The organism is Pseudomonas sp. TKO26 (genome assembly GCF_003225665.1).
In the GTDB taxonomy this organism is placed as follows: domain Bacteria; phylum Pseudomonadota; class Gammaproteobacteria; order Pseudomonadales; family Pseudomonadaceae; genus Aquipseudomonas; species Aquipseudomonas saponiphila.
The window spans coordinates 104,464-119,308 of the sequence record NZ_QKLN01000010.1 but is presented as its reverse complement, the minus strand read 5'-3'; the positions used below and the strand labels follow the sequence as shown (position 1 = coordinate 119,308).

At 64.8% G+C, this 14,845-nt stretch carries 13 protein-coding genes and 2 pseudogenes; 7 read left to right on the top strand and 8 right to left on the bottom strand.

All coding sequences use genetic code 11. The features are described from left to right. The first annotated feature begins 3 nt into the window (after window positions 1–3). The 5 genes from DNK59_RS16580 to DNK59_RS16560 all read left to right on the top strand — a co-directional run bounded on the left by DNK59_RS16580 (window position 4) and on the right by DNK59_RS16560 (window position 3,502). The gene (locus DNK59_RS16580) at window positions 4–516 is read left to right on the top strand and encodes a chemotaxis protein CheW (protein WP_110723905.1); all 513 of its coding nucleotides are present in this window, start codon (window positions 4–6) and stop codon (window positions 514–516) included. Between the two features lie 89 nt (window positions 517–605). Beyond that, window positions 606–1,124, top strand: coding sequence for a chemotaxis protein CheW (locus DNK59_RS16575; protein WP_110723988.1), 519 nt, complete (start codon window positions 606–608; stop codon window positions 1,122–1,124). Beyond that, window positions 1,121–1,924 carry a protein-glutamate O-methyltransferase CheR gene (locus DNK59_RS16570; RefSeq protein ID WP_110723904.1) on the top strand — a complete coding sequence of 268 codons (804 nt, stop codon included), beginning with the start codon at window positions 1,121–1,123 and terminating at the stop codon, window positions 1,922–1,924. Before DNK59_RS16575 ends, DNK59_RS16570 begins: the two co-directional genes overlap by 4 nt. 61 nt (window positions 1,925–1,985) lie before the next feature. Next, window positions 1,986–2,432 (top strand): chemotaxis protein CheD, encoded by a 447-nt coding sequence (locus DNK59_RS16565; protein ID WP_256596420.1) that lies wholly within the window; start codon window positions 1,986–1,988, stop codon window positions 2,430–2,432. Beyond that, entirely contained in the window at window positions 2,429–3,502 is a 1,074-nt protein-coding gene (locus tag DNK59_RS16560; protein ID WP_110723902.1) for a chemotaxis response regulator protein-glutamate methylesterase, read from the top strand. The genes DNK59_RS16565 and DNK59_RS16560 overlap by 4 nt, the downstream gene beginning before the upstream one ends. A gap of 27 nt (window positions 3,503–3,529) precedes the next feature. Here the strand turns inward: DNK59_RS16560 and DNK59_RS16555 are convergent, their stop codons facing one another. Both DNK59_RS16555 and DNK59_RS16550 read right to left on the bottom strand, forming a co-directional pair. After that, a complete protein-coding gene (locus DNK59_RS16555; RefSeq protein ID WP_110723901.1) occupies window positions 3,530–4,159 on the bottom strand; it encodes a response regulator transcription factor in 630 nt (209 codons plus the stop codon). Next, a complete protein-coding gene (locus DNK59_RS16550) occupies window positions 4,156–7,131 on the bottom strand; it encodes a PAS domain S-box protein (protein ID WP_110723900.1) in 2,976 nt (991 codons plus the stop codon). The genes DNK59_RS16555 and DNK59_RS16550 overlap by 4 nt, the downstream gene beginning before the upstream one ends. Before the next feature lie 110 nt (window positions 7,132–7,241). Between DNK59_RS16550 and DNK59_RS16545 the strand changes: the two genes are divergently transcribed. After that, window positions 7,242–8,354, top strand: coding sequence for an HD domain-containing phosphohydrolase (locus tag DNK59_RS16545; protein ID WP_256596419.1), 1,113 nt, complete (start codon window positions 7,242–7,244; stop codon window positions 8,352–8,354). 131 nt (window positions 8,355–8,485) lie between these two features. Here the strand turns inward: DNK59_RS16545 and DNK59_RS16540 are convergent, their stop codons facing one another. From DNK59_RS16540 to DNK59_RS16530, 3 genes are read right to left on the bottom strand one after another with little or no spacing between them, the layout of a single operon-like run. Continuing rightward, window positions 8,486–9,664 (bottom strand): acetyl-CoA C-acetyltransferase, encoded by a 1,179-nt coding sequence (locus DNK59_RS16540; protein ID WP_110723898.1) that lies wholly within the window; start codon window positions 9,662–9,664, stop codon window positions 8,486–8,488. 11 nt (window positions 9,665–9,675) lie between these two features. Further along, complete coding sequence (locus DNK59_RS16535) at window positions 9,676–10,335, bottom strand: CoA transferase subunit B (RefSeq protein WP_092315834.1); 660 nt, start codon at window positions 10,333–10,335, stop codon at window positions 9,676–9,678. A 37-nt stretch (window positions 10,336–10,372) separates the two neighbouring features. After that, window positions 10,373–11,071, bottom strand: coding sequence for a CoA transferase subunit A (locus DNK59_RS16530; RefSeq protein ID WP_092317299.1), 699 nt, complete (start codon window positions 11,069–11,071; stop codon window positions 10,373–10,375). Between the two features lie 243 nt (window positions 11,072–11,314). Between DNK59_RS16530 and DNK59_RS16525 the strand changes: the two genes are divergently transcribed. Further along, the gene (locus tag DNK59_RS16525; protein WP_092315832.1) at window positions 11,315–12,217 is read left to right on the top strand and encodes a LysR family transcriptional regulator; all 903 of its coding nucleotides are present in this window, start codon (window positions 11,315–11,317) and stop codon (window positions 12,215–12,217) included. Window positions 12,218–12,220: 3 nt separating this feature from the next. On the opposite strand, the gene DNK59_RS16520 is transcribed toward DNK59_RS16525, so the two are convergent. The 3 genes and pseudogenes from DNK59_RS16520 to DNK59_RS32515 form a co-directional block, all read right to left on the bottom strand. Beyond that, a complete protein-coding gene (locus DNK59_RS16520; RefSeq protein ID WP_110723897.1) occupies window positions 12,221–13,063 on the bottom strand; it encodes an NAD-dependent protein deacetylase in 843 nt (280 codons plus the stop codon). A gap of 109 nt (window positions 13,064–13,172) precedes the next feature. Beyond that, window positions 13,173–13,763, bottom strand: a pseudogene (locus DNK59_RS32520) (methyl-accepting chemotaxis protein); the annotation flags it as partial. Between the two features lie 264 nt (window positions 13,764–14,027). Next, a pseudogene (locus tag DNK59_RS32515) lies at window positions 14,028–14,804 on the bottom strand (CHASE3 domain-containing protein); the annotation flags it as partial. Window positions 14,805–14,845: the final 41 nt, after the last annotated feature.

Sequence of the window (14,845 nt, the reverse complement as noted above, 5' to 3'; positions counted from 1 at the left end):
GCCATGGACGCCGCCATCGACGACCTCCTGCGAGGGCCGGCACAAGCCGCCCTGGAACTGGAGCCGGCGCAGTGCCTGACCCTGGCCGCAGCTGCGGAGATCTTCGCCATCGACACCCAGTGTGTCCGGGAGATCATCGAGTACAGCCAGGTGACCCGGGTGCCGATGATGCCGGACTTTATCTGTGGGGTGATCAACCTGCGTGGCGCCGTGGTGCCGGTGATCGACCTGCAGGCGCGTTTCGGCAAGGGCCGGGCCAGCCTGGGCCAGCGAACCTGCATCGTGATTCTGGAGGTGGCCGGCGAGCAGGAGTCCCAGGTGCTGGGCCTTGTTGTGGACTCGGTCAATGAGGTGATCGAGATCGAGTCGGCGGACATCAAGCCGGCTCCGGTGATCGGCAATCGGATTCGCGCGGACTTCATTCGCGGCATGGTCAAGGTTCGCGGTCAGTTCCTGACACTGCTGCAAATGGACCGGGTCCTGTGCGTCAGCGAGATAGTCGCGCTGGTCCACTGAGGCGGCCGGCCAGGGGCCTGGAACATGGGGTATTGAGGAGGGTGGCGCGCCGTGCCACCCGTTTCACCGATCTTCTCGAGGTGTCAGACATGTCCGAGTCAACTGCGCTATTGCGAGCGTCCAGCGGTTCTTTGCCCAGTCAGTACCTGACGTTCAGCCTGGGCCAGGAAATGTTCGCCGTCGGCACGCTGTGCGTGCGCGAGATCATCGAATACGGCGCGATCACCGCGCTGCCGCTGGCGCCACGGTGCATTCGCGGGGTGACCAACCTGCGCGGGGCGGCCATCCCGGTGCTGGACCTGGGCTTGCGCTTCGGTGGCAGCGCGACGCTGGAGACGCCGCGCACCTGCATCATCATGCTGGAGGTGGCGGGGGCCACCGAGACCGGGCTGGTGGGCATCATCGTCGATGCGGTCAGTGAGGTGCTGGAGATCTCGGCGCAGCAGATCGAGCCGGCCCCGACCCTCCATGGCCGGCTGAGCCCGGCGTTCATGCTGGGGATCGGCAAGGTCAATGGTGGCTTCGTGATGTTGCTGGACATCGCGCAGGTACTCACCGCCGACGATCTGTCGACCTTGACCGAGCCGCTGGCGGGGGTGGCGTCATGAACGTCATTCTTTCCGACGGCGAGTTCCAGCAGTTTCGCGCCATGATCCGCGACGTGGCCGGCATCAGCATGTCCGACGCCAAGAAGCAGCTGGTCAGCGGTCGCCTGGCCAAGCGCCTGCAGTTCTTCAAGCTGAGCAGCTATGGCGGTTATTACCGGCTGCTGATGAAGGACAAGACGGAGCTGCAGGTGGCGGTGGATCTGCTCACCACCAACGAGACCTACTTTTTCCGTGAACCCAAGCATTTCGACTTCCTGCAGCAGGAAGTGCTGCCTGAACTGCGGGGCAACGGCCCGGTGCGGATCTGGAGCGGCGCCTGTTCGACCGGAGAGGAGCCCTACACCCTGGCGATGATCCTGGGCAGCAGTCTGGGCGCGCGTCCCTGGGAGATCCTGGCGTCGGACATCAGCAGCCGGGTACTCGACAAAGCGCGCAGCGGGCGCTACCCGCTGGACGCGATCAAGGGTATTCCGCAGGCGCTGCTCAATCGCTTCTGTCTCAAGGGGGTGGGCAGCAATCACGGAATCTTCATCATCGAGCCGAGTCTGGCCTCGCGGATCAGTTTCATGCCGATCAACCTCAACAATCCATTGCCGGCGGTGGGGCTGTTCGACGTGATCTTCCTGCGCAATGTGATGATCTATTTCGACAACCAGACCAAGACTCAAGTGGTGCAGCGGCTCCTCGGCCACCTCAGGCCGGGAGGGTACTTTGTCATCAGCCATTCGGAGAGCCTCAATGGAATCACCGACGAGCTTCAGTTGGTCCGCCCCTCCATCTACCGCAAGCCCGCTGCCTGAGGAGCCGCTCCCACAGTTCCTGCTCCCGGGTGAGGTGGTCTTCGGCGGGCGCAAGTTGCGCTTGCACACCCTGCTGGGGTCCTGCGTGGCGCTGGTGTTCTGGGACCCGAAGCGGCTGCTGGGTGGGATGTGCCATTTCATGTTGCCGCAGCGCCGACGGCGGCCGGCGGCTGTTCTGGATGGCCGCTACGCGGTCGAGGCGTTGGAGTTGATGTTTGCCGCCATGTACCGGGCCGGGGTGTCGCCGCAACAGTTCAGGGTGGGCATGTTCGGCGGTGGCAACATGTTTCCCGAGGCGCAGAGCGGTCACCAGGCCCATGTCGGCTTGCAGAATCTCAGCGCGGCGCAGCGGCTGATTCAGCTCAACGGCCTGCGTTGCGATGTCCGCCATGTGGGCGGCTGGGGCTATCGCAACCTGGTGTTCGAGGTCGGCAACGGGCGTTTGCAACTCAACCACATGGACTCGCTGCAGAGTCCAGGCCAGCTTCCCGAGAGTAACGGACTATGACCACTATCAATGTACTGATCGTCGACGACTCGGCTGTCGTGCGTCAGGTGCTGTCGGCGACCCTGGGCCAGGCCAGTGACATCCAGGTCATGGGGGCGGCGGCCGATCCGGTGTTTGCCATGGAGAAAATGAACAAGCAGTGGCCGGATGTGATCGTGCTGGACGTGGAAATGCCACGCATGGATGGCATCACCTTTCTGAAGAAACTCATGGCCGAGCGGCCAACGCCGGTGGTGATCTGCTCGACCCTCACCGAAAAGGGCGCCAAGACCACCCTGCAGGCCCTGACGGCCGGGGCTGTGAGCATCGTGACCAAGCCCCAGTCCAATCTGCGGCAGTTTCTCTGCGACAGCGCCGATGAGTTGATCCAGGCCGTGCGGGCCGCGGCCCGCGCCAACCTGAAGCGTGTGATGAACCTGTCGGCGTCCCGCGAGGCCCCGGCGCCGCGGGTTGAGGTCCAGGTGCTGCCCGGCGGCAGCGCCATGGCCCGGACCACCGAGAGCATCGTCGCCATCGGCACTTCCACCGGCGGCACCCAGGCCCTGGAACTGGTGCTCAGGGACCTGCCGCGGGTGTGTCCGGGAATCGTCATCGTCCAGCACATGCCGGAGAAGTTCACCGCGGCCTTTGCCGAGCGCCTCAACCAGATCTGTGCGATCGAGGTGCGCGAGGCCCGGCACGGCGACCGGGTCATGCCCGGGCGGGCGCTGATTGCCCCGGGGGGACGGCATATGCTGCTCAAGCGCAATGGCGCGCAGTATCAGGTGGACATCGTCGAGGGCCCTCCGGTCAACCGGCACCGGCCCTCGGTGGACGTGCTGTTGCGCTCGGTGGCCCGGGTCGCCGGCGCTAACGCCCTGGGCATCATCATGACCGGTATGGGCGACGACGGCGCCCGCGGCTTGAAGGAGATGCGCGATGCCGGGGCCCGGACGCTGGGTCAGGACGAGTTTTCCTGCGTGGTCTATGGCATGCCCCGGGAAGCCGTCAAACTCGGGGCGGTGGAGCGTGAGCTGCCGCTGGAACAGCTTGCGGCGGCGATCCTCGGCACGCCGGGCCTGCACCGCTGAAGGCCCGGGTCGCGCGGAGCCAGGGCGTCAGACCAGCCCCTGGCTGAGGGCGTAGCGCACCAGGTCGGTGCTGCTGCTGAAGCTCATCTTTTCCATCAGGTGGGTCTTGTGGGTACTCACGGTCTTGTTGCTGATCACCAATTGTTCGGCGATCTGATTGACGCTCAGCCCCTGGGCGAGCATCCGCAGGATCTGGAACTCCCGGGCAGACAGGGTCTGCGACGGGCTGTCGGGGGCCAGCCCACTGTTCTGCAGGGCAATCTGCTCGGCCAGGACCGGGTCCAGATAGCGGCCACCGGCGCTGACCTTGCGAATCGCCGCCAGCAGGGTTTCCGGGTCGCGGTCCTTGGTCATGTAGCCTGAGGCGCCGGCGCGTAGCGCCCGCTGGGCGATGTGCGCTTCGTTGTGCATGCTCAGGATCAGCATCGGCAGCTTGGGGTAATGGGCGTGAACCCGGCCGATCAGGTCTTCGCCGCTGCTGCCTGGCATGGTCATGTCCAGCAACAGCAGGTCCACGGTGGTCTGACGCAACAGCTCCAGTACCTGGGCGCCGTTTTCCGCCTCGGCCACGACTTCGAAATCCTTGACCAGTGCGAACAGCTGCTTGAGCCCTTCGCGCATGATCCTGTGGTCGTCCGCCACCAGCAGTCGAATCATGGTGCCTCCTTGTTCGGGGTGGGAACCCGCAGATGTACCTGGGTGCCGTTCCCGGCCAGGCTGGTTATGGTGGTGACGCCGCCCAGCGTCAGGCCGCGTTCGCGCATGCCCAGCAGGCCCAGGGTCTTGCCGGATTGCTGACGTTGATCGAAGCCCTTGCCGTTGTCGGTAATTTCCAAAGTCCAATGCTCCTGAGTCTGCTCGAAGCGGATTTTCACCCGGCTGGCCTGAGCATGCCGGGCGATATTGGTCAGCGATTCCTGGGCGATGCGAAACGCCGCTGTGGCGCTGGCGTCATCGAGTCTGAGGGGGTGGCTGGGGATCTGCAGTTCGCAGGCGATCGACCATTGCCGGCGGAACTCATCGGCAAGCCATTCCAGGGCCGCCGCCAGCCCCATGTTGAGGATCGACGGGCGCAGGCTGGTGGCGACGTTGCGTACCACCTGAACGGTCTGGTCGATCAGTTGCAGCAGCGGCCCGATCTGTTGCGCAAGCTCTGGCAGTTGTTCCCCATACTTGAACCGCAGCAGTGACGTGCCCATGCGAATGGCCGACAGGTGCTGGCCCAGTTCGTCATGGATTTCCTGGGCAATCAGTTTGCGTTCTTCTTCACGAGCGCTTTCACGGCTGGACATCAGGTTGCGCAACTGGTTGTTCAGCGATGCCAGGCGCTGCTGCGCCACCCGCAACTGGGAGATGTCGCGGACCATGGCCAGCACGGTGACGATCCGCTTCTGCGCGTCGGTCTCCGGGACCAGGCTGATGTGGTAGGCCCGAGGCAGGCGCTGCGTGTCGCTGAACAGGTATTCGTGTTCTTGTGGCTGGCCGGTTTCCGCGGCCAGGATGACGGCGGCCTGAAACAGCTCCGATTGCAGGCCTGCGGGCAGTACCTGCTTGAGTTCCTTGTGCAGGACATCGGCCTTGGACTGGTTCAGCCATTTCTCCAGGGCCGGGTTGATGAACAGCAGTTCGGCCTTGGGACTGAGGCGGGCGATACCGTCGGGGGAGTTCTCCACCAGGGCGCCAATCTCATGCTGGCGTTCGCGCTCCTTGCGTTGCACCTCTCGCAGGTCGGTGATGTCCCTGGCAATGCACACCAGGCGATGCATCTGACCACTGGCATTGCCGATCGGGATCAGGTTGAGGTGGATGAACAGCGAACGATCGTCACAGGGCAGGTGTGCGTCCAGTTCGATGGGCGCGGCCACGGCGATGCAGTGTTGGCAGATAGCCTCGACCACCTGTGCAGCCGGGGTTGCGATCATCTGTTCCAGAGGCTGGCCGATCAGTTCCATATGGGGCTTGCCGAGCCGCTTGCAGAGCATCGGGTTGGCTTCCAGGCAATGCAGCTGCGAGCTCGCACCGATGGACAGCAGGCACATCATGTCCTGGGAGTAGTCGAACACTTCGCGATAGCGACGCTCGCTCTGGGCCAGGCTCTCCAGGGCCGAGTTGCGTTGCCAGGCTACCGCCGCGATATGGCTGACGACCTGCGCCTGCTGGATGTCCTGCTCGCTCATGCTAGACGCGACGTTGCTGAACAGGGCAATCGCGCCCACCACGGCACCGGCGCTGTTGACCACCGGTTCCAGCCAACAACTGTGGTAACCGCAGAGCAGGGCGGGTGGCTGGATGTGTAGCATGCTAGCGTCGCTGCGCAGGTCGTTGAGCATTCGGCGCTGGTTGAAATACTCGGGGTATTGGTGGACATCCAGAGCCAGGCAGTCCTGCAGCGATGTCAGGTCCGGGGGCGGTATTTCGTGCTCTTCGGCGCCGGTGCCGGGGGTGAGCGATATCACATTGCGGTGCTCGGGCACCAGGGCGTCCAGGTAGGCGCCCAGAGGGGGCACGATGTCGGCGAGGGAGCCGCCGGTCGCCATGTTCTGGAACACCACCGAGCGGGCCTGCTCCGCCTGCTCGAGGCGCTTGCGCTGGCTGATGTCCTGCGCGCTGACCAGGATCCCGCAGACGTTTGCGGCCTGGTCGTATTCGGGAACCAGATTGCACATGAAGTCGATGCTGCGCCCGGAGAGCGGATCTCGGCAGGTCTGCAGCAGCGTCGTGGCCTGGCCGCTGGCCATGACCTGTTGCAGTTGGGCGACGTAGTCCGGGTGGTGCTTGCTGTCCGGGGCGGGAAACCCTCGGGTCTGTTCGAACTCGTGGTTGGCGTAGATCTGCTGACCGTCCCGGTTGTAGCGCACGATGATGTTCTGCGTGCTCTGCGCCAGGGTCCGGTACTTCTGTTCGGTGTTCAGCAGCGCCTGGCGCAGGGAGTGGTTCTCGCTGATGTCTTCCAGCTGGGAGACGTAATAGAGCGGCCGGCCGTCATCGCGGCGGACTACACCAAGCGTCAACCGGGCCCAGAGCACGCTGCCGTTCTTGCGGATGTAGCGCTTTTCCAGGGTTAGCCTGGAGGTTTGGCCGTGCAGCAGTTCCGGCAGTCCCTCTCGACCGGCCAGGACGTCATCGGGGTGGGTCAGGGACTGGAAAGAGGTCTGGCACAATTCTGCTTCCGAATAGCCAAGCATCTGGCAGATCATCGGGTTGGCCGCGATCCACTCGCCGCTGATGCGCAACAGCGCCAGGCCGGTCCCGGCGCAGTGGAAGGCCAGGCGAAAGTCTTCCTCCAGGGGCAGGGGGGCGCCACTGGCGAGAGCGCGCAGCTTGAGCAGCACCACCGGGTGCCTGGCCGAACTCTCCAGTTCGACGTGCAATGGGCCGCCAATCCGACCCTGGCAGCGCCAGCTGCACTGTCCCGTCTGGCGGGCCTGGAGCAGGTGGTCGTCCAGAATCTGCAGGGGCATCTGCAGGCAGGCCGCCAGGTCCGAGCTGTTTCTGGGGCTATCGGAGTCGAGCAGTGCGCAGGCTGCAGCGTCCAGGGTCAGAACAAGGCCGCTGGGGTCCAGTACCACGATGCCCGTCGCGGGATTGGCGGCGGGCTGTGGCGTGACATTGGCTAAGGCTGGGTCCATTCCGGTCCGCTCCTGGCTCCATGGCAGCAGCATAGCGCAAGAGTTATCGACTGCCGGGCGTTCCTGACTATAGTTTCAGGGCCTTCTGTTACGTCGCGGCAGCCTGAACCTTGCGCTTGCGCAAGTGCCCGGTTTCCGCAGGGCGCAAAGGCGAGTGGACGAAGCCGTTGCATAGGGAGTGTTGGCCGATGTTCTCCAAACTCAGGGCCGAAAGCGCGATCGTCATCATCGACGATGTTCCCGCCAACCTGTATTTGCTGGACTCCTGTCTACGCGCGCTCGGTTTAAGCAACATTCACACCTTTATCGATTCGGCCCAGGGGCTGGAGTGGTTGTTGGAACATCCCTGGGAATTGCTGCTACTGGACTTGCAGATGCCGCCTCCCGATGGCTTCGAGATTCTCGACAGCTTGCAGTCGCGCAACCGCAGCGAGTCCCAGGTGGTCATGGTGACGGGGTCGAAAGACGCGCAAAATCGGCGAAAATGCCTAGAAAAAGGCGCCAATGATTTTATTTCCAAACCCATCGACTTGCCCGAGGTCCTGCTTCGGGTGCGCAACTGCCTGGAGTCGTCGCAAGCGGCCCGCCTGTTGCGCCAGGCCAATGCCGACTTGGAGCACAAGGTTGAACTGCGCACCGTGCAACTGGAGGCCAGCCGCAAGTCGCTGGTCAACTGCCTGAGCCGGGTGGCCGGGTATCGGGAATGGCATTCCCGGGAGCTGGTCGAGCGTATTGGTGAGTCGTCGGCCAGGCTGGCCGAGGCGATCGGTATGCCGGGAGGATGGTGTGAGCGGATACGCCTGGCGGCGCCCTTGCGCGATCTCGGCAAGATTGGCATTGACGATGCCTTGCTGCATGCGACTCGTCCCTTGACGCCCGAGGAGCATCGACAGGTGCAGGCGCACACCAGGCGGGGGTACGAGATTCTGCTTGATCACAACGGCTCGCCACTGACCGACATGGCCGCGGAGATAGCCCTGGCCCATCACGAATGCTGGGATGGCAGTGGTTATCCGGCGGGCTTGAAGCGCGAGGAGATTGCCCTCAGTGCCCGAATCGTGGCCATTTGCGATGCCTATCACACCTTGACCACCCCGGGCCCTGGTCGAGCAGCCCGGAGTCGGCAGCATGTCCTGGGCTATATCCGCGAGCAGATGGGCATTGCTTTCGACCCGCAGCTGGCGAGTTGCTTCTGCAACTTGCTGGACGGCGCAGAACCTTGATCCGGCGCTGGGCGACACGCCGCTCCCTTCACCCCGGGCGCCAGCTTGCCTGCTAAAGCGTTCTGGCGAACGCCTTGGGGTTGTAGGAGGGATGTTGGTGGGAGGGCCCGTGCAGGTCACGGGCCGCAACCTTAGCGTTCGATGGCCAGTGCCACGCCCTGGCCGCCGCCGATGCACAGGGTCGCCAGGCCTTTCTTGGCATCGCGCTTGAGCATTTCATGCAGCAGGGTCACCAGCACCCGGCAGCCCGAAGCGCCGATCGGGTGGCCGATGGCAATCGCGCCGCCGTTGACGTTGACCTTGCTCGCATCCCAGCCAAGCTCCTTGCCCACCGACAGCGATTGCGCGGCGAAGGCCTCGTTGGCTTCGATCAGGTCCAGTTGGTCCAGGGTCCAGCCGGCCTTGTCCAGGCAGCGGCGGGGGGCCGACACCGGGCCGATGCCCATGATCGCCGGGGCGGCCCCGGCGTTGGCGGAGGCGGCGATCCTGGCCAGCACTGGCAGGCCCAGGGCCCGGGCCTTGCTGGCGCTCATCAGTATCACTGCGGCGGCGCCATCGTTCAGCGACGAGGCGTTGCCGGCGGTCACGCTGCCGTCTTTCTTGAACGCCGGCTTGAGCTTGGCCAGGGCTTCGGCAGTGGTGCCGTGGCGCGGTTGCTCGTCGGTGGCAAAGCTCAGTGGCTCGCCCTTGCGCTGGGGAATCTGGATCGGGGTGATCTCGTCGACAAAACGCCCGGCCTCGATCGCCGCCACGGCCTTCTGCTGGGAGGCGGCGGCGAAGGCGTCCTGGGCTTCACGGCTGATGCCGTACTTGTCCACCAGGTTCTCGGCGGTGATGCCCATGTGGTAGTCGTTGAAGGCGTCCCACAGGCCGTCGCTGATCATGGTGTCGATCATCTGGCTGTGGCCCATGCGCAGGCCGGTGCGGGCCCCGGGCAGCACGTAGTTGGACAGGCTCATGTTTTCCTGGCCGCCGGCGATGATCACCTCGGCATCGCCGCAGCGGATGGCCTGGGCGCCCAGGTGCAAGGCCTTGAGGCCCGAGCCGCAGACCTTGTTCAGGGTCATGGCCGGCACCGCGTGGGGCAGGCCGGCCTTGATTGCCGCTTGGCGGGCGGGGTTCTGCCCGGCGCCGGCGGTGAGCACCTGGCCCATGATCACTTCGTCGACCTGGGCCGGGTCGATGCCGGTCTGGGCCAACAGTTGGCGGATCACCGCGGCGCCCAGGTCGACGGCGGGAATGCCCGCCAGCGAGCCCTGGAAACTGCCCACGGCGGTACGGGTGGCGGCAACGATAACGACGTCTTGCATGATGGGGCTCCTTAAGCGAACTGCATTTCAGGCACGTGGTCCGGCACGATCAGCTTGCCGGCGGTCTTGCTGACGATTTCCTCGACGCTGACCCCGGGGGCGCGTTCCTTGAGGATGAAGGCGCCGTTCTCGATCTCCAGGTAGGCGAGGTCCGTGAGCACGCGCTTGATGCACTGGGCGCCGGTCAGCGGCAGGCTGCAGCGGTTCAGCAGTTTGGATTCGCCGTCTTTCGAGGCGTGGGTCATGGTCACGATGATGTTCTCGGCACCGGCCACCAGGTCCATGGCGCCACCCATGCCCTTGACCAGCTTGCCGGGGATCATCCACGAGGCGATGTTGCCCTGCACGTCCACCTCGAAGGCACCAAGCACGGTGAGGTCGATGTGGCCGCCGCGGATCATCGCGAAGGATTCGGCGGAGGAAAAGATCGAGGCGCCGATGCGCGCGGTGACCGTCTGCTTGCCGGCGTTGATCATGTCGGCGTCGACCTGGTCTTCGGTAGGGAAGGCGCCCATGCCCAGCAGGCCGTTTTCCGATTGCAGCATGACTTCCATGCCGTCGGGGATGTAGTTGGCCACCAGGGTCGGGATGCCGATGCCGAGGTTGACGTAGAAGCCGTCCTGCAGTTCGCGGGCGACGCGCTGAGCCATTTGTTCGCGGGTAAGAGCCATGTTGGTTGTCCTTATTAGTCGGGCTGGGGAAGGGCGATCACTTGCGCACGGTGCGCTGTTCGATGCGCTTCTCGAAGGTGCCGCAGATGACCCGGTCGACGTAGATGCCGGGGGTGTGGATCTGCGTCGGGTCCAGCTCGCCCGGCTCGACGATCTCTTCCACTTCGACCACAGTGATCTTGCCGGCAGTGGCGGCCAGGGGGTTGAAGTTCTGCGCGGTGTGGCGATAGATCACGTTGCCGAAATGGTCGGCCTTCCAGCCCTTGACGATGGCGAAGTCGCCGGTGATGGACTCTTCCATCAGGTAGGTGCGGCCCTTGAATTCGCGGGTTTCCTTGCCGTCGGCCACCGGGGTGCCGACGCCGGTGGCGGTGAAGAAGGCCGGGATCCCGGCGCCGCCGGCGCGCATTTTTTCCGCCAGGGTGCCTTGAGGGGTCAGCACCACTTCGATCTCGCCGCTGAGCAGTTGCTTCTCGAACAGGGCGTTTTCACCGACGTAAGAGGCGACCACCTTGCTGATCTGGCGGTCCTCCAGCAGCACCCCCAGGCCGAAACCGTCGACCCCGCAGTTGTTCGACACCACCGTCAGGTCGCGAGTGCCGCGACGCTTGATCTCGGCGATCAGGTTCTCGGGGATACCGCACAGGCCGAAGCCGCCGGCGATCACGGTCATGCCGTCTTGCAGACCTTCCAGGGCTTCCTCGTAGGACGCCACACGCTTATCGAAACCTGCCATTTGCACCATCCTCTTTCTTGTTCGTTGGCGGCTGGCCAGCCGTTTGCGGATCAGTGTTGCGCTGCTTGATTGATTTGTTAAGTTGATTTTTAAGGTTGATTGATTGGAAAAGCAGCACAATGAGCTGCAAGCTGCAAGCTGCAAGCTGCAAGCTGCAAGCTGCAAGCTGCAAGCTGCAAGCTCCAGGCTACAAGCTTGCGGCTTGAAGCTTATAGCTTGCCGCTGCTCTTCTGAGGATGAGAGATGACGGTTAAACAGATTCGGGCCTTTTTGGCGGTGGCCCACAGTTTGAGTTTTGCCCTGGCCTGCGAGCGGCTGCATCTGTCGCAGTCGGCCTTGAGCCTGACCATCAAGGCTCTGGAGGAGGGCTTGGGTGGGCGCCTGTTCACGCGCAATACGCGCAATGTGGCCCTGACTCCGGAGGGCGAGGCCCTGTTGCCGCTGGCGCGACGTTTGATCGCCGATTGGGACAACGCCGAGGATGAGCTGCGCCAGCGTTTCACCCTGCAGCGCGGGCGGGTCACGGTGGCGGCCATGCCGTCCTTTGCCGGCAATCTGCTGCCGCCGATTCTCAAGCACTTTCGCGCGCGCTATCCCCAGGTCAACGTCACGGTCAACGACGTGGTCAACGAGCAGGTGCTGGAAATGGTCCGTGACCGCGAGGTGGAACTGGGGGTGGCGTTCGAGCCTCAGGACAGTACCTCCCTGGTGTTTACTCCGCTGTACATCGACCGCTTCGTGGCCGTGGTGGCCAAGGATTCGCCCCTGGCGCAGCGCAGTCGCATCGACTGGCAGTCGCTGTTGCAGGAGCCCTTCATCACCCTGCAGCGGCCCTCCACGGTGCGGGTGATGCTGGAGGACCATTTGCGAGCCCGGGGCGTGCAGTTGCCGGTGGAATTCGAAAGCCATCAGTTGGCGACGGTGGGGCGCATGGTCGCCAGCGGCCTGGGGGTCAGTGCGGTGCCGGCTTTGTGTGCCCGGCATATGCGTGAGCTGGGCGGGCACTGCTTGATCCTCGACGAGCCGGTGGTGGAGCGGGCCATAGGCGTCTTGACCAAGCCGGGGGACGAGCTGTCGACCGCGGCCCAGGCGCTGTTCGACATCCTGCGCGAGGAAAACCTCGGCCAGCGCGTGGCCATGCTTTGAGGCTTAGCGCAGCAGGCGCTCGGCCAGCAGCGGCAGCAGTTGGTCGCAGGGCTCGCCCAGCTTGAGGCTCAACAGATCATCGGCGCGGGTCTTGCCGAAGTTGATGGCCAGCAGCGGCTTGCCCTGTTCGGCCACGGCGCGACACAGGCGCAAGGCCGAATACGCCATCAGCGACGACCCCACCACCAACAGGCCGGCGGCCTCGTGCACCGCATTCAAGGCCCGGGCGGCGGTGATCTGGGCCACGTTCTCGCCGAAGAACACCACATCGGGCTTGAGCCGCTCGCCGTTGCAGTAGGGGCAGCGAGGTACCTGGAAGCGTGCTTCGAAGGCCGGGTCCAGCAGGGTATCGCCATCCGGAGCCTGCACCGCCTCGACGCCGGCCAGGTACGGATTGAGCGCCTGCAACTGCTGCTGGATGGCATCGCGCTGGCTGCGTTGCCCGCAGTCCAGGCACAGCACCCGGTGCAGGCTGCCGTGCAGTTCGATGACGTCCAGGCTGCCGGCCTGATCGTGCAGAGCGTCGACATTCTGGGTGATCACCCCGGCGATGCTTCCCGCCGCCTGCAACTGCACCAAGGCCTGATGCGCGGCGTTGGGCCGGGCCTGGCGGATGCGCGGCCAGCCAAGCATGGCCCGGGCCCAGTAGCGGCGGCGGGCTTCGGCTTGAGCGAGGAATTCCTGGTACATCATCGGCTGCTTGCCGCGGCGCACGCCGTCGCTGTCGCGGTAGTCGGGGATGCCCGAGGGGGTGCTGATGCCAGCCCCCGTGAGGACCATGAACGGCTTGCCGTGCATGGCGGCGGCCAGTCGTTCGAGCGGCGGGGTGGTGGGTCGGTCGATCATGGGGCGGCGCTCGTCTGCAGAGGGGACGGCTATCAGGAATAGACGCAAAACCCCGGGGATGCCAGGGTTTTGCGTCGCCCACCGGGCGCTCGCAGCGGTGCGGGCCAAGCTACAGGCGGAACACGCTCACCTGCTGCTCCAGGTTCTGCGCCAGTTGCTGCAGGGAGCGGGCAGTCTCGGTGGTTTCTTCCACGGCCTGGCTGTTCTGCTGGGACATCTGGGCGATGCGCTCGACGTTGCGCGCCACGTCCTGGCTGGCGGCGGTCTGCTCGCGCAGGGCCAGGGAGATCTGATCCACCACTTGCACCACGTTGCCGGACGAAGTGCGGATACTGACGATGGCCTCACCGGCCTGCTGGGCCAGTTCGACGCCGTTCTTCACCTGATTGACCCCCACATCCATGCTGCTGACCGCTTCCCGGGTGCCTTGCTGGATCTTGCCGACCATCTCGGTGATTTCCTGGGTCGAGTTGGCGGTGCGCTGGGCCAGCAGGCGCACTTCGTCGGCCACCACGGCGAAGCCGCGCCCCTGTTCCCCGGCCCGGGCGGCTTCGATGGCGGCGTTCAGGGCCAGCAGGTTGGTCTGCTCGGCAATGCCCTTGATCACCCCGACGATGCTGGAGATCTGCTCGGCGTGCTGGCCCAGCTCACCGATCTGGGTGGCCGAGGCCTGCACGGTTTCAGCGATCAGGCGCATGCTGCCCAGGGTGTCCTGGATCACGCTGCCGCCTTCCTCGGACTGGCGCCCGGACTCGCTGGACAGGGCGTGGGCATCCCCGGCGTTGTCCGCCACGTGGTTGATGCTTACGGTCAGCTCTTCCACCGTGGCGGCCATGGAGGAGGCCGAGTGGGACTGTTCCTGGGCCGAGGCCGAGAGCTGCAGCGAGGCACTGGAAATGCTCTGCGAGGCACTGACCAGTTGGTCGGCTCCCTGCTTGATCTGACTGATCATGGTCCGCAGGCGCTCCTGCATGGCGGCGAAGGCCTGCAGCAGGTTGCTCACCTCATCACGGCCGCTGGTGCTGATGCTGCTGTCGAGACGGCCGGCGGCGATGGCCTTGGCCACGTCCACGGCCTGGCGTATGCGCCCGACCAGGGTGCTGGACAGCGACCAGGCCACCAGCATCGCCAGCAGCGCCGCCAGCAGGCCGCCGCCGATCAGGATCGCCAGGGCCGAGGCCTTGGCGTCGTCCATGGCCTGGCTGCGGGCGTCCTGCAGGCTTATTTCCGCTGTGCGCAATTCACCGGTGAGCTGGCGCATGGCGTCCATCTTGGCCTTGTCGCGACCGGCGCCGATCTGTTCGGCCATGGCGGCGGCCGGCTGGCTGCCGGCATTGATTGCCCGGCGCAGGGCCAGGTTGGCCTGGACATCGTCGCGCAGCCACTGATCATGCAGGACCTTGAGTCGTTCCAGGCGCGCCTGTTGCTCGGGATTGTCGGCGGTGCTGTTCTTGATCCGGGCGTAGTCCTCGGCAAAGGCTTTCTCGCCTTGCTCCAGGGGTTCGAGGAAGCTGTCGCGGCCGGTCAGGGCATAGCCGCGCATGCCGGTCTCGACATTGATCAGGCTGCGCAGCAGGGCGTCGGACTGGCTCAGGACTTCGTAGCTGTGGATGTTGCTTTTGACGCTCGTGCTGACCTGATCGAAGCCGCGCAGGGCCGCCAGCACCAGCAGCAGGAGGATCAGCAGGACGACGCCGAAACCGGCATAGAGCTTTTGCGAAATGCTCAGATTGGAAAACATAGGAAGGACCGCTCCTAAACCGTTGACTGAATGCTTCACAG

Bases quoted from the DNA above. Each gene is read 5' to 3' on its own strand.
- DNK59_RS16555 (WP_110723901.1), bottom strand. From the start codon at position 4,159: ATGATTCGACTGCTGGTGGCGGACGACCACAGGATCATGCGCGAAGGG.
- DNK59_RS16535 (WP_092315834.1), bottom strand. From the start codon at position 10,335: ATGGCTCTTACCCGCGAACAAATGGCTCAGCGCGTCGCCCGCGAACTG.
- DNK59_RS16520 (WP_110723897.1), bottom strand. From the start codon at position 13,063: ATGATCGACCGACCCACCACCCCGCCGCTCGAACGACTGGCCGCCGCC.
- DNK59_RS16550 (WP_110723900.1), bottom strand. From the start codon at position 7,131: ATGGACCCAGCCTTAGCCAATGTCACGCCACAGCCCGCCGCCAATCCC.
- DNK59_RS16570 (WP_110723904.1), top strand. From the start codon at position 1,121: ATGAACGTCATTCTTTCCGACGGCGAGTTCCAGCAGTTTCGCGCCATG.
- DNK59_RS16560 (WP_110723902.1), top strand. From the start codon at position 2,429: ATGACCACTATCAATGTACTGATCGTCGACGACTCGGCTGTCGTGCGT.
- DNK59_RS16575 (WP_110723988.1), top strand. From the start codon at position 606: ATGTCCGAGTCAACTGCGCTATTGCGAGCGTCCAGCGGTTCTTTGCCC.
- DNK59_RS16540 (WP_110723898.1), bottom strand. From the start codon at position 9,664: ATGCAAGACGTCGTTATCGTTGCCGCCACCCGTACCGCCGTGGGCAGT.
- DNK59_RS16525 (WP_092315832.1), top strand. From the start codon at position 11,315: ATGACGGTTAAACAGATTCGGGCCTTTTTGGCGGTGGCCCACAGTTTG.
- DNK59_RS16580 (WP_110723905.1), top strand. From the start codon at position 4: ATGGACGCCGCCATCGACGACCTCCTGCGAGGGCCGGCACAAGCCGCC.
- DNK59_RS16530 (WP_092317299.1), bottom strand. From the start codon at position 11,071: ATGGCAGGTTTCGATAAGCGTGTGGCGTCCTACGAGGAAGCCCTGGAA.